Annotated in this window: 13 protein-coding genes and 2 pseudogenes; 6 read left to right on the forward strand and 9 right to left on the reverse strand. The window is 39.5% G+C overall.

The features are described from left to right. The first annotated feature begins 64 nt into the window (after nt 1-64). Complete coding sequence (locus tag AU255_RS17485) at nt 65-1387, forward strand: DUF3422 family protein (protein ID WP_080524162.1); 1323 nt, start codon at nt 65-67, stop codon at nt 1385-1387. 491 nt (nt 1388-1878) lie between these two features. Here AU255_RS17485 and AU255_RS20515 read toward each other — a convergent pair whose 3' ends face one another. From AU255_RS20515 to AU255_RS17490, 3 genes are all read right to left on the reverse strand, one after another. Then, on the reverse strand, nt 1879-2046 hold the full coding sequence (locus tag AU255_RS20515; protein ID WP_198942680.1) for a hypothetical protein: 168 nt from the start codon (nt 2044-2046) through the stop codon (nt 1879-1881). Nucleotides 2047-2405: 359 nt separating this feature from the next. After that, nucleotides 2406-2573 (reverse strand): hypothetical protein, encoded by a 168-nt coding sequence (locus AU255_RS20520; RefSeq protein ID WP_198942681.1) that lies wholly within the window; start codon nt 2571-2573, stop codon nt 2406-2408. A gap of 262 nt (nt 2574-2835) precedes the next feature. After that, a complete protein-coding gene (locus tag AU255_RS17490; RefSeq protein WP_143735968.1) occupies nt 2836-3831 on the reverse strand; it encodes an IS30 family transposase in 996 nt (331 codons plus the stop codon). A gap of 211 nt (nt 3832-4042) precedes the next feature. Between AU255_RS17490 and AU255_RS17495 the strand changes: the two genes are divergently transcribed. Beyond that, entirely contained in the window at nt 4043-4924 is an 882-nt protein-coding gene (locus AU255_RS17495) for a DEAD/DEAH box helicase family protein (protein ID WP_269844833.1), read from the forward strand. Here AU255_RS17495 and AU255_RS17500 read toward each other — a convergent pair. From AU255_RS17500 to AU255_RS17510, 3 genes are read right to left on the reverse strand one after another with little or no spacing between them, the layout of a single operon-like run. After that, a complete protein-coding gene (locus AU255_RS17500; protein ID WP_332889063.1) occupies nt 4921-5538 on the reverse strand; it encodes an IS630 family transposase in 618 nt (205 codons plus the stop codon). The two genes, AU255_RS17495 and AU255_RS17500, sit on opposite strands and share 4 nt — an antisense overlap. After that, nucleotides 5501-5629, reverse strand: a complete 129-nt coding sequence (locus tag AU255_RS21500) for a winged helix-turn-helix domain-containing protein (protein WP_158083163.1) — start codon at nt 5627-5629, stop codon at nt 5501-5503. Before AU255_RS21500 ends, AU255_RS17500 begins: the two co-directional genes overlap by 38 nt. Before the next feature lie 30 nt (nt 5630-5659). Beyond that, nucleotides 5660-5872 (reverse strand): hypothetical protein, encoded by a 213-nt coding sequence (locus AU255_RS17510; RefSeq protein WP_080524164.1) that lies wholly within the window; start codon nt 5870-5872, stop codon nt 5660-5662. Between the two features lie 86 nt (nt 5873-5958). Between AU255_RS17510 and hsdR the strand changes: the two are divergent. The 4 genes and pseudogenes from hsdR to AU255_RS17530 form a co-directional block, all read left to right on the forward strand. Beyond that, nucleotides 5959-7446 (forward strand): annotated as a pseudogene (gene hsdR / locus AU255_RS17515) (EcoAI/FtnUII family type I restriction enzme subunit R); the annotation flags it as partial. Nucleotides 7447-7575: 129 nt separating this feature from the next. Continuing rightward, a complete protein-coding gene (locus AU255_RS17520; protein WP_233144729.1) occupies nt 7576-9135 on the forward strand; it encodes a class I SAM-dependent DNA methyltransferase in 1560 nt (519 codons plus the stop codon). Nucleotides 9136-9139: 4 nt separating this feature from the next. Then, entirely contained in the window at nt 9140-9565 is a 426-nt protein-coding gene (locus AU255_RS17525; RefSeq protein ID WP_080524166.1) for a hypothetical protein, read from the forward strand. A gap of 62 nt (nt 9566-9627) precedes the next feature. Further along, the gene (locus AU255_RS17530; RefSeq protein WP_080524167.1) at nt 9628-10101 is read left to right on the forward strand and encodes a hypothetical protein; all 474 of its coding nucleotides are present in this window, start codon (nt 9628-9630) and stop codon (nt 10099-10101) included. Here the strand turns inward: AU255_RS17530 and AU255_RS17535 are convergent. From AU255_RS17535 to AU255_RS17550, 3 genes and pseudogenes are all read right to left on the reverse strand, one after another. Continuing rightward, on the reverse strand, nt 10080-11051 hold the full coding sequence (locus AU255_RS17535) for an IS1595 family transposase (protein ID WP_080524168.1): 972 nt from the start codon (nt 11049-11051) through the stop codon (nt 10080-10082). The two genes, AU255_RS17530 and AU255_RS17535, sit on opposite strands and share 22 nt — an antisense overlap. A 611-nt stretch (nt 11052-11662) precedes the next feature. Further along, entirely contained in the window at nt 11663-12148 is a 486-nt protein-coding gene (locus AU255_RS17540) for an NlpC/P60 family protein (protein ID WP_080524169.1), read from the reverse strand. 665 nt (nt 12149-12813) lie between these two features. Beyond that, nucleotides 12814-13810: pseudogene (locus AU255_RS17550) on the reverse strand (IS30 family transposase). Nucleotides 13811-13892 lie beyond the last annotated feature (82 nt).

The raw sequence follows: 13892 nt of genomic DNA on the forward strand, positions 1-13892 counted from the left end.
AGTACGTGAATTCAGTCGGCCTTAATTGAAATTTAGATATTAGCGGGCAAAAGCCACGCTCTATATGAACAGAACATACCCATCAGAAACTGAGCCTAAGCTAATACCTATTCCCGAAAATAACGCGCAACGCTTTACCTTGCATAATGAGATTCATGCCCGCCCTCCTGTATCCCTGGAGCTCCCCGCAAGAGCAAGCCATCTTGCATTAACTCTCAATGAACAGGAAAAAGCCCAGGAACGTTTTCACCTGGCTAGCCTATGTCAAAGATTTGCTATCAATCCCCCGCCGATTGAAGCTAGCCACTTTATTGCCCGTTTTGATAATTTTCTTTTTCACTGGGAGCAGCATGATGAATTTAGCACCTACAGCTTTTATGTTAACGATGTTAATACAGACTTTCCTTTTGCCAAGCCGGCATTATCTTTTGCGCCGATTGACTGGCTAGATAAACTGACGGGTCAAACCATTGTTGCTATACATACGGTTATTATGCCGGCCAATGATCAGACACCGAATCTTGAGAATATAAGTCAATATTTTGCAGGCAATACCATTGTCGGTGCAAAAATGACGGGCGGTGACGCCACCGCATTCACTGATTTTCGTATACATAATGATGGCTTTAGCCGTTTTATTATATTCGATAAAAAACTGCAATCGCAGCAAGCCGGGCGCTTATTACAACGTTTGTTTGAAATTGAAATATATCGGGTAATGGCACTGTTAGCCTTTCCTATCTCACATGAACTTGCGCCTAAAGTAAGCGATTACGAACAACGCCTATCTCAAATCACTACGACAATGGCACAGCCAGATTGTGATGACAGCTTATTACTGGACCAAATGACACTGCTGGCAGCAGAAGTCGAAAGCGATATTTCGCATAGCCAGTTTCGCTTTGGTGCGGCTGCAGCCTATTACAAAATTGTAGAACAACGCATTATTGATATCCGTGAAGAAAAAATACAAGGCATACAAAATATTGGTGAGTTTATAACTAAACGCATGCAACCCGCGATTAGCTCCTGTAAATCCACGGCACAACGTTTCCGCCTGCTCTCGGAAAGAATCAGCAATGCCAGTCAATTACTACGCACACGCGTTGATATTTCCATAGAACGCCAAAACCAGGCGCTACTTACCTCCATGGATTTACGCGCAAAAATTCAATTACGTTTTCAGGAAACTGTGGAAGGTTTATCTATAGTTGCTATTACCACATATATCATTAGCTTGATCCATTCAGCTGCAAAAGCCATACTCAGCACTCAGTTAATTGATATAAAACCCGATCTGATTTCAGGGATCGCTATCCCCTTCGTATTAGTGATAGTCGCTATCGGCGTGCGCCGCCTGCATACAGTGATTAAAAAAATTGAGTAATGACACATGCCCCAATACAAATCATAGAAATTTATAATAGCGATTCGATAACATATTTCAGGTCAGTTATTCTCACAAAATCATCTTTTCCGGTATGCCCGGTCCCTCCAGGAGTTTACTGGTTTTTAGTGGCACCTGGTACACTGAACTGCGCCCGTAAAAAAGCTCTAGATACAGTATAAAAAACAAAATATTTTGTTGAAACCGATTAATAGCTTAGATCCGTTGCTTATAAATCTATTTGCTAGCTTATCAATCAATAAATCCGCAATTGGGGATCAGGCCGTGTTTTTTACCGAAAAGTGATGGTGCGATTTTGGATAAGACCGGGTGATAAGGTGGTGGAGTTGAGTATTTCTGGTAGTGGAAGTGCTGGTTCTCTGCCTGATGTTTTAAATAATTCGTAATCCATAAAAAAAGACTTCCAGGCTATACAGCTGTGGAAGTCTTAAATTTATCTTGATCAGCCCGTGCAGAGACGGACGTTATCATCATGCGATGCTTCCAGTTTTACCTCTTCTACTGTTCACATTTACGTTGCTGGCAATAGCTGCAGTGGCGAATAAAGCTGATGAAATAATGAATTCACCGGAAATAAAGCCAAGCAAGCCAACCATAAATACCAATCCAGTTAAAATATCTTTGTATAAATCATTCATGAGTAAATCCTCTTAAAATTAAAAAATGGGGGTAGTTAAACTACACATATAACTATATGGGATTATTCTAATTTTGCAATGTTTATAATTTTCAATACTTTGTTTCTTAATTGGATGCAATTGATTCATGGATTTGTCATGTAAACCCAGTATAGGGTTGGGGAATTAACTGATTATTTGGATATAGCGTTATTCGGGGGGGGGGAGATTGTGGAGTTGAAGTTTGTAGGGAATGGCAATTCTTCTGCTATGCCTGATGTTTTAAGTCATTTTTAAGGCATAAAAAAGGCTTCCAAGACGTGAGTCTGTGGAAGCCTTAGTAGATTTAAAATTTAGCCGTACAAAAACGGCCTTTAACATCATACGATGCTGCCTGTTTTACCTCGTTTACTGTTCACATTTACGTTACTGGCAATAGCTACAGTGGCGAATAAAGCAGATGAGATAATAAATTCACCGGAAATAAAGCCGAACAAACCAATTATAAATATCAGTCCAGTTAAAATATCTTTGTATAAATCATTCATGAGTAAGTCCTCTTAAAATTAAAAAATGGGTTTATTTAAACTACAGGCTTACTATAAGATCTTAATATTTATTTATAATATACGTAAATATCAATAAATTGTTTCTTTTTTTGATGCAGTTGGATGGAAGTGATTATCAATCGAGTCTGACCCTTAGGGATCCCTTAAATTGGTCAAACAGCCGTCCACCTTCTGGCTGTCAAAAAACCGGACATCTTACTTACGCTAATATCTCTTAACGTGAGTTATATAAAGCGCGAATTCAAGCAATTAATGCAACACCCTGTGATTTATTTATATCAACCCCCGTTATTTGGCAAAATACTTCCCATGGAGTTCTGTAATTTAACCCTTTTCTTGGACGATGATTAAGTGCTGTAATTGCACTATCAACCTCATCTTGAGTTACCTTATCCAAAGGTTCTTTTTTAGGGAAGTATTGCCTTAATAAGCCATTGTGGTTTTCATTTAAACCTCGTTGCCACGAATGATACGGTTTGGCAAAATAAGTGCCGCAGTCGAGTGTTTTTGCAATGGCTTCATGCCCACAAAACTCACGTCCATTATCAAAGGTAATCGTGTGAACCCAACGTTTAAAAGGCTCAAGAGCATTGATAATCGCCTCTTTCGTTAATTCAGATTCTTTACGCTCAATTGAGATGGCGAAGTTGAGCCTTGAGACCCGTTCAGTCAGCGTCACCAATACGCCTTTATGTCCTTTACCGATAACAGTATCTGCTTCCCAATCACCTAAACGCGTTTTATCATCAACCACTTGTGGTCGCTCATCAATATCAACACGGCTGGGTATCGTTCCGCGATAATCATTTTTTCCATATCGCTTACGATAAGGTTTGGCTTGATGCCTCAAATAAGTATACAAATCGCCACCGGCTGCTTTGTTAGCTAAAATATAACGGTAAATAGTCTCATGACTGACGGAGTCCTTACCTTGTTGTTTTAAGCGTCCTGAAATACAGTCAGGACTCCATTTCTCTTTGATTAAAGGCGTTATTATCTGTTGTAACTCAGCCGTCATCTTGATGTTTTTGGGCTTATCAATATGGCGTTGTTTAGCTATTCTCTCAGCTTGCTTGTAACGATAACCACACTGACCTGTATTACGCGTAATTTCACGTCCAATAGTCGATTTATGACGCCCCAATGTGATGGCTATTTGATTCTTAGAAACGCCTTGTTTTAGTTGCGTATAAATGTAAAATCTTTCCTCTTGGGTTAGATGGTTAAACGTGTTCATTGAGCACCTCTTTTTAGTTTCAGGTTTTAGTCGACGGAAACTATACCATCTAACCCTTTAAAGAGGTGTTGCAGTTATTATATGAATTCGGGAAGTAATATCTGAAGAATAATGACATTTGTTAGTTTAATCCAGATAAAATGCTATTATTAATTACCGAATACAACAAACAGGGATAGAAATGGCATTAAATGAAGCTGACACCTGCTGAATTTATGTAACACCAAAACTTCGTGAGGCCGAATGGGAAACACACCCGCATTCACTCACTGAACAGTACACTTTCACCGATGGGCGTATCCAGATTACTGGCAACCATGTACAGCGCGGTGATAAAAAACGTTCAGATTATATACTTCGCTATAACAGAGACTTTCCTATTGCTGTTGTTGAGGCAAAACCAGAAGATGCGGCTGTTGGTCAAGGAATGCAGCAAGCAAAAGAATATGCAGAAATATTAGGATTAAAGTTCGCTTATTCGACTAATGGACATGAAATTTTAGAATTTGATTTCATCACTGGCAAAGAATCAAATATTCCAACTTTCCCTTCTCCCTCCGATTTATTTTCTCGACTGAACAAATCTGAAGGTTTAACGGATAAATCCATAGAAACCTTACTTTCACCTTATCACCATGTTACAGGTTATGTGCCACGCTATTATCAGCAGATTGCTATTAACCGAGTAGTTCAAGCTGTTCTTCAAAAGAAATCACGCATATTGATTACCATGGCAACAGGGACAGGAAAAACCATTGTTGCCTTTCAGGTTTGCTGGAAATTGTGGAATGCTCGATGGAATAAAAAGAATGAATATCGAAAACCTCGCATATTGTTTCTTGCTGATAGAAACGTACTGGTGGATGATCCGAAAGACAAAACCTTTACACCATTTGGTGATGCCCGTTACAAAATTGAAAATGGAAAAATCACCAAAAGCCGCGAAATTTATTTTGCCATCTATCAATCGATTGCCAAAGACGAAAGACGCCCTGGTCTTTACAAGGAATTTTCACCCGATTTTTTTGATTTAATCATTGTTGATGAATGTCACCGAGGTAGTGCTCGTGATGATATTACATATCCCACTTAAATAGCGAACTTCATTGAGTGATTAACAAAGCTTTGAGCATTATCTGTACTGATGCATTTCAACCCTTCGGCATAAGCTTGATATAACGCTTCAACGGTTCGTGGTCTTTGTTTGCGTAAGTACTGTTTAATTTTATTCCATGCTAATTCAATCGGGTTAAGGTCAGGTGAGTAAGGCGGTAGGTAAATAAGCTTTGCTCCTGTCTTTTGAATAAGATCCTTAATTTCATCTACTTTATGAACTGAGGCATTATCCATCACAACATAGTCACCTTCAGCGAGTAAGGGGCAAAGAAAATGCTTCAAAAAGTAGAGGAATACAAGTCCTGTCATGGTTCCTTCAAAATTTAAGGCGGTTTTCATACCGGCTGATGTCATTGCCCCGACCATACTTACACGCTGCCCTTTAGCAACCGGCGCTTCATCATAAACACGCTGATCTGACGGTGCTCGCCCATAAAGAGGTGAGAGATTCAGTCCTGCGCCCATTTCATCAAGAAAAATGAGCTTATCGAGCGATATATCGGCGATTTCAGTGCAATAGTCTATTTTTAGCTTTTTAGTTCGGTCACAATATTTAGCTGGATCGTACGGACTTTTTTTTATATCGAATATTCATACGCTTAAGAGCTCTATCCATTGAACTTTTCCCCATGCTAATACCAAAGTGTTCAGCATATCGGTCACAAAGATCATTTAGTGTCAAATCAGGCTTTTTTATTAGCCATTCTTTTATCTAAAGAGCACCCGCTTCATCTACTTTTGGTGCAACATGCCCGCCTACTTTTTTGGCTGCAATCATGCCAGTTTCCTGGTAATGTTGCCATAAGGTATAAACAAAAGAATAAGAAACAGCGAAACGTTTAGCTATATCAGGTTTACTTAGTTTGTCTATCTCAATAGCATTGAGCACTTTTTTTCGAATATCGACTGAGTAAGGGGCTGGCACAAAAATATGATTGATAACGGAGAACTGGGAAAGCTATAGTACATTAAAATTCAGTTCATTAATACGGGAAATGTAATAGTAATTGGCGGGAAATTCTGCAATATTTTAAACCAGCGTATCAAGTCGGGATGACAGCAACCCCGCTGCGGGATGATAACAGAGATACCTATCGTTACTTCGGGAACCCTATATACACATACAGTTTACGGCAAGGGATAGACGATGGTTTTTTAGCACCGTATAGAGTACATCGTGTTATCACAGATGTAGATGCAGCAGGTTGGCGTCCCAGTAAAGATGAAGTAGACCGTTATGGCCGAGAAATTCCTGATGGAGAATACCAAACCAGGGACTTTGAACGTGTTATAGCGTTACGTTCCAGAACGGAAGCAATAGCCCGGCATTTATCTGAGTTTATGAAAAGAACTGATCGTTACGCTAAAACTATCGTCTTTTGTGTAGATCAGGAACATGCAGATGAAATGCGTCGTGCACTCAATAACCTGAATAGTGATTTAGTCAAAAAACATCCAAATTATGTTGCTAGAGTAACTTCAGAAGAAGGCAAAATTGGCAAAGGTCACCTAAGCCGGTTTCAAGAATTGGAAACGACTACACCTGTCATTTTAACCACATCACAACTACTGACTACAGGGGTTGATGCTCCAACCTGTAAAAACATTGTATTAGCCCGAGTCGTGAACTCAATGAGCGAGTTTAAACAGATTATCGGACGAGGCACACGGCTGAGAAAAGATTACGACAAACTCTGGTTCAATATTATCGATTACACCGGCTCGGCAACACAAAATTTTGCTGACCCTGAATTCGATGGCTACCCCGATATCGAAGAAGAAATTATTATTGATACAGAGGGCTATGAGCAAACTGAAGAAAACCTGACTGATGAAACTAACGAAAATGGCCAAGGCGAAGAACCCGGTGAATATCAACCTGGGACAAGTACCACTGGACCGGGTGAAGTTGGTGGCAATAGTGAACCCAGAAAATACTATATAGATGGCGGCAGTATAAAAATCGCCTCTCACTTGGTTTATGAACTGGATGCTGAAGGCAAGCAATTACGCGTTGTGCAATATACCGACTATACTGCCGAAAAAGTACGCACCCTTTTTTCCTCTTCAGATGAATTACGAGATCAATGGGCCGACCCGATTAAACGCGAAGAAGTATTATTAGAACTGGAAGAACGAGGTATTCACTACACTGAATTATCAAAAGCGTCAGAACAACCCGATGCAGATCCTTTAGATTTGATTTGCCATATCGCATTCAACGCACCACTAAGAACAAGAAAACAACGTGCAGATTACGTCAGAAAAAATCAGCCAGACTTTTTTGATCAATATAAAACAGAAGCCAGAAAAATATTAAATGCGCTACTGGATAAATATACTGAGTATGGTCCCAAACAATTCAGTATTCCAGACTCCTTACAAGTACCCCCCATTTCTGAACATGGTAATTTTATGGAGATAGCTAACTTGTTTGGTGGCGCTAATCAAATGAAACAAGCTGTTGACCGTTTACAACAGATACTTTACTCACAGTAATACGATAAAATAAACGTTTCTCTCTATGGGAATGACCCTCACCGTACATTCCTCTCAGCAACCTGACAATGTAAAGCAGTGAGTAATCCCTATTTATTCACCATAAAACAGCCAATCAATTAAAAAACAATGGCAAAAAGCAAATCAACCTCCAAATCAATGACTACTGCTCAACAATTGAGCTCTATCATTAAATCTGCTCGTCAGATTATGCGTAAAGACAAAGGTTTAAACGGCGACCTGGATCGTCTTCCTATGCTCACATGGATCATGTTCCTCAAATTTCTTGATGATCTGGAACAAATGCGGGAAACCGAAGCTGTATTGGAAGGTAAAAAATTTCAAGCTGCCATAGAAGCACCTTACCGTTGGCGAGATTGGGCTGCAATCGAAGGCGGAATAACTGGCGATGATCTTATTGCCTTTATTAATAATGATGAAGCCATGCGCCCTGATGGTACACGAGGCACTGGTCTATTTGCCTATTTGCGTGCCTTACAAGGTGAAAACGGGGGTGACCGCCGTGATGTCATCGCGACCGTTTTTAAAGATATGCATAACCGAATGATTATTGGTTATCTATTGCGTGATGTGATCGATAAAGTTAACGGTATACATTTCAATTCTTCAGATGAAATGCATACGTTAAGCCGTTTATATGAAACCATGTTACGAGAAATGCGAGATGCAGCAGGTGACTCTGGTGAGTTTTATATCCCAAGACCCGTTGTGCAGTTTATGGTTGAAGCCATACATCCAGAATTAAGCGAAACAATACTGGATCCAGCCTGTGGCACAGCCGGATTTTTAGTGGAAACATACAACCACCTGGAAAAACAATGCCAAACTGTGGAAGACAGAGAAATCCTGCAAAATAGCAGCATTTCAGGTGGCGAAGCCAAACCGTTGCCTTATCTACTAGCGCAAATGAATCTTTTATTACACGGACTGGAATACCCGCGTATTGATCCACAAAACAGTTTACGTTTTCCATTGCGTGAAATCGGTGATAAACAACGTGTCGATGTTATCCTGACCAACCCGCCTTTTGGCGGCGAAGAAGAAAAAGGCATTCTTGGTAACTTTCCAGAAGATATGCAAACGGCAGAGACAGCCATGCTGTTTTTGCAATTGATTATGCGTAAACTCAAACGCCCGGGGCATGATTCTGAAAATGGTGGGCGTGCAGCTGTTGTTGTTCCCAACGGCACTTTGTTTGGTGACGGTGTAGCCGCGCGAATAAAAGAAGAACTACTGAAAAACTTTAATCTGCATACCATCGTCCGCCTACCGGAAGGTGTATTTGCTCCCTATACCGATATTCCAGCTAATTTATTGTTTTTTGATCGTTCGGGGCCAACACAGGATATTTGGTATTACCAGATTCCTACCCCAGAAGGCCGCAAAAAATACACCAAAACCAAGCCCATTCAAACAGATGAATTTACTAATTGCCTGAAATGGTGGCAAAAACGGGAAGTGAATCAATTCGCCTGGAAAACTACTGCACAGGAAATATTGAAATATGATGATAAACAGCAATTGATCAGCGTTAATCTGGATATAAAAAACCCGCATAGCCTAGAGGCTCTGGAGCATAGAGCACCGATAGAATTGGCAAATAGTATTATTGAAAAAGAACAACATGTTCTCGAAATTTTGCAAAATATTCAAACTTTACTCTCTTAAAAAGATGGAAGAATTAGCAAAAGAACATCGAGTTCGAGATTTTGTTCAACAAATAGATCGATTTGAACAAGTTGATCCAGAAAAAGAGTATCAATTGTTAGGAATGCGTTCTCGTATTGCTGGACCGTTTATACGAGAAACAAAACAAGGAACTGAAGTTTCAGCAAGCAAACTCAATAAAGTCAAGCAAGGTGATTTTATATACAGTCGTTTATTTGCTTGGCAGGGATCATTTGGTCTCATTCCAGCAGAAATGGATGGCTGTTATGTATCCAATGAATTTCCCATTTTTAATCTTGATAATGAAAAAATAATTTCAGAATATTTAGTTTATTGGTTTGCGTTACCTCATATCCAAAAACATGTAGAGGCAGATTGTTCTGGCTCTACTCCTGGAACCCGAAACCGATATAAGGAATTTTTTTTCTAAACTTACAATTACCTTTACCCTCAATTGACGAGCAACAATCAATCGTTTCCAATATTCAGTCTGTGTCCAAAAAAATCAATGACGCTAAGCGACTTCGCCAAGAAGTTTTAGATGATGCTCAAGCAATGCTATCAAGTGCCTTTCACCAAATTATTGAAGGTGCTGAATATCAAACTATGGAGCAGGTAAGTCCAATTGTGCGCCGTAAAATTGAAATCGGAATTGACGGTGAATATCCAGAATTAGGTGTCAGGTCGTTTGGTAAAGGCACCTTTCATAAACCAGTTTTGAATGGTATTGATGTAGGAACGAAAAAACTTTATCACATTCTTCCTGGTGATCTGATATTTAGTAATGTTTTTGCATGGGAAGGGGCAATCGCGGTCGTTAAAAAGGAAGATAAAAACCGTACAGGTTCACACCGTTTTATTACCTGTGTTCCCAAAGATAAAATAACAACGTCTGATTTTCTTTGTTTCTATTTTTTAACTGATGAAGGTATCGAAAAAATAGGCTATGTCACCGTTAAGTATTGAAAATCACCCAGAGCAGAATGTAACAATTGCTCAGGGGTTAGATTGTGGTTCCGATCCATAATTCTGCACCAAGCCAAATAATTAGGTAAATACTTGGTGGCTACACCATGAAAGCGGTCTAGCCATGATTTAAAACGGTGGTGGTATGCATTGACATTTTGTATATGATAGGCCCCTTTAGTCACCCGCTGCCCTTGACTCATGTTAACGATTTCATGAGATACTTTTTCAGCTTTACAAAATGCACCATAAGTTGGATTGCTATCACTCACAAGGAGGGCATCCTGGTCTAGTATTGGCTTTAAATGCGTATCAAGAACAATTTTGCTTATTGGGCCATTACCTGTCACAAAATCTACGGTTTGTTTTGAGCGATCACGAGCAATTAAAATGCAAATTTGCTCATCAGAAATCCCTCGCTTAGTCGCACAGCCCCCTCGTTTCCTTGGTTGACGATTGAGATGGCGTTCTCCTTTATGTGACTCAAGTAAGTAGGTTTCATCAGCTTCTGTAATGCCATGAAGAGCACTGGGACGATCCTGCTGAATCCAGCTTAAAAAACGGTGCCGCCATCGAAAGGTTGTATTTCGATGCACATTAATTTCTTTAGCTGCCTGCCGGACAGTCAATGATTCTGCGATAGCTCCTAAGTAATCAAGCCACTTTGACTTGAGGCGTAGATGAGCAAGAGGCGTTCCTGTCAAAGCATTAAATGTCTTTTTGCAGGCTTTACAGCGGTAGCGCTGAAGGCCATCTTTTATTCCATGCCTGTGGCTTTCGGTATGGGAGCAATGAGGGCATTTACCTTTGCTATCAAATATTGTTTCAATTAAATCAAAAACCTTAGGTTCGTCCTCTAGTTGATCCAGTGCTTTCGTTAGAACAGTGCGTTGATGGTGGTCAAGTTGATTTATTTCGGAAATGAACTCTAAAAACTCTGGGGCTTTCATAACTATCTCCTTAATTTACATGGGCTTTATTTACTTATACGCTCTTGTTATATGAAATTCCATACTTTACGGTGACATAGCCAAAAAATAAGAGACGCTTCCCCAGGAGGAGCAGGTCGAAACCGAACATTAGGTTTAAAAAAGCTAGAACAATTAACAGTCCCAGTTCCTGATTACGATAAACAACTCTGGTTCAATTCTCTTCAAGCAAAAGTGGCCGACATTAAAAAAGCTCAAGCAGATAACCAAACCGAATTGGATGCCTTGCTGCCTGCGATTCTTGATAAGGCTTTTAAAGGAGAATTAGTTTAAAGCACTTTCAAATCAAATAGTCACTGGAACGGCTATTTGGTTTTCAACAGCAGTATAAATATCTGTTTCCACTTCCGGTGTTTTAATACTGACAACTAATGCATAACGAGCCGATTTACCCCAGCGTTCAAAATTGGCTCGCTCTTTCCACCACCCTATTACAGGATAGACAGCAATATACCCTTTTTCTGCAAGTGCTGAAGCTGAGCCCAGAACTAAAGGGGTCCAGAACTTAAGGGGTCAAACCCCTTTCTGCTGAGAAATACTATATAGTTGATTTATTGCGTTACGCCACAACATTATGAACCTAAAACTCTAACCGCTTGCCAATACCTTTTTCGCCAGTAAGAGTTATCTAGGTGAGAGATGGATACACCTTTCTTAGTAGATACATGCATAAACTTCTTTTGTTCCAGATAAATACCGACATGCCGTTGCCATATACCGGTTTTAAAAAAGACTAAATCACCTGCCTTTAAGTTATCTTGAGAATAAATTTTTATGCCACTTCTTACTTGCTGCTCAGTAGTACGGGGTAACTCAATAGAAAAATTATCAATATAAGTAAGGTAAACAAAACCAGAGCAATCAATACCATCCTTAGATAAACCACCCAATCGATGTTTAACAGATTTCCATTCAGAAAACTGTGCATATAAAACCTGCTTCACTTTGTTTGTAGCAACTATTTTAGTTGTTTTCACCGCGACATTATTATTGGCGCAACCAGCTAATAATAGAATAAAAGAGGTAACTGAAATAATCTTAAGTGTTTTGTATGTCATACGCACTCCCAAATAGCAACTAAAGGGGTCAGACCCCTTTCTGCTCTTTTGTGAAACGGTTCAATTTATTTATGCCGTGTGATTATCATTTTTGGACCATTATTTAAGAGTTTATACTCTTAGAGGGTTTAAATCTCGTTAAATATTAACAAGATTTAATGAATAACATACAGACAGAAGCACCTTTTTCACGGCTAACTGAATGAAAGTAAATCAGTATATAAATTGAGTAGCTCCTCTATAATCAGCGGTTATAGGCAAATTTTATACATCTTTTGTAGCCTACATTACAGTTTTTATGACATCGTATAATTCAAAGCTTAATTTGCCCTTTTTGAATATGAATAAATTGCTCTCTAAAATTGGTAAACATATCAATATTTTTCTTATCCGTGATTACGCTGAATATCTGCTGGCTTTGCTAAAAAGTTGAAAGGCTTTGCAATGTTAGCCTCCTTATTTACAATGAAGATAATTTCCATCATTTTTAGGACTTAACATGAAAATTTTAGGCGTAGATATCGGCGGTTCCGGGATTAAAGGAGCCATTGTTGATACCGGAACAGGAAAATTCGTAGGCGAACGTTTTCGTATCGATACACCGCAACCTGCCACTCCCGAAGCTGTGGCTTCTGTACTTACCCAGCTGGTTAAGCATCGCGAATTCAAGCAATTAATGCAACACCCTGTGATTTATTTATATCAACCCCCGTTATTTGGCAAAATACTTCCCATGGAGTTCTGTAATTTAACCCTTTTCTTGGACGATGATTAAGTGCTGTAATTGCACTATCAACCTCATCTTGAGTTACCTTATCCAAAGGTTCTTTTTTAGGGAAGTATTGCCTTAATAAGCCATTGTGGTTTTCATTTAAACCTCGTTGCCACGAATGATACGGTTTGGCAAAATAAGTGCCGCAGTCGAGTGTTTTTGCAATGGCTTCATGCCCACAAAACTCACGTCCATTATCAAAGGTAATCGTGTGAACCCAACGTTTAAAAGGCTCAAGAGCATTGATAATCGCCTCTTTCGTTAATTCAGATTCTTTACGCTCAATTGAGATGGCGAAGTTGAGCTTTGAGACCCGTTCAGTCAGCGTCACCAATACGCCTTTATGTCCTTTACCGATAACAGTATCTGCTTCCCAATCACCTAAACGCGTTTTATCATCAACCACTTGTGGTCGCTCATCAATATCAACACGGCTGGGTATCGTTCCGCGATAATCATTTTTTCCATATCGCTTACGATAAGGTTTGGCTTGATGCCTCAAATAAGTATACAAATCGCCACCGGCTGCTTTGTTAGCTAAAATATAACGGTAAATAGTCTCATGACTGACGGAGTCCTTACCTTGTTGTTTTAAGCGTCCTGAAATACAGTCAGGACTCCATTTCTCTTTGATTAAAGGCGTTATTATCTGTTGTAACTCAGCCGTCATCTTTGATGTTTTTGGGCTTATCAATATGGCGTTGTTTAGCTATTCTCTCAGCTTGCTTGTAACGATAACCACACTGACCTGTATTACGCGTAATTTCACGTCCAATAGTCGATTTATGACGCCCCAATGTGATGGCTATTTGATTCTTAGAAACGCCTTGTTTTAGTTGCGTATAAATGTAAAATCTTTCCTCTTGGGTTAGATGGTTAAACGTGTTCATTGAGCACCTCTTTTTAGTTTCAGGTTTTAGTCAACGGAAACTATACCATCTAACCCTTTAAAGAGGTGTTGCAGTTATTATA

It is taken from the genome of Methyloprofundus sedimenti, from assembly GCF_002072955.1.
Lineage (GTDB): Bacteria > Pseudomonadota > Gammaproteobacteria > Methylococcales > Methylomonadaceae > Methyloprofundus > Methyloprofundus sedimenti.

Bases quoted from the DNA above. Each gene is read 5' to 3' on its own strand.
- AU255_RS17485 (WP_080524162.1), top strand. From the start codon at position 65: ATGAACAGAACATACCCATCAGAAACTGAGCCTAAGCTAATACCTATT.
- AU255_RS20515 (WP_198942680.1), bottom strand. From the start codon at position 2,046: ATGAATGATTTATACAAAGATATTTTAACTGGATTGGTATTTATGGTT.
- AU255_RS20520 (WP_198942681.1), bottom strand. From the start codon at position 2,573: ATGAATGATTTATACAAAGATATTTTAACTGGACTGATATTTATAATT.
- AU255_RS17490 (WP_143735968.1), bottom strand. From the start codon at position 3,831: ATGAACACGTTTAACCATCTAACCCAAGAGGAAAGATTTTACATTTAT.
- AU255_RS17520 (WP_233144729.1), top strand. From the start codon at position 7,576: ATGGCAAAAAGCAAATCAACCTCCAAATCAATGACTACTGCTCAACAA.
- AU255_RS17525 (WP_080524166.1), top strand. From the start codon at position 9,140: ATGGAAGAATTAGCAAAAGAACATCGAGTTCGAGATTTTGTTCAACAA.
- AU255_RS17535 (WP_080524168.1), bottom strand. From the start codon at position 11,051: ATGAAAGCCCCAGAGTTTTTAGAGTTCATTTCCGAAATAAATCAACTT.
- AU255_RS17540 (WP_080524169.1), bottom strand. From the start codon at position 12,148: ATGACATACAAAACACTTAAGATTATTTCAGTTACCTCTTTTATTCTA.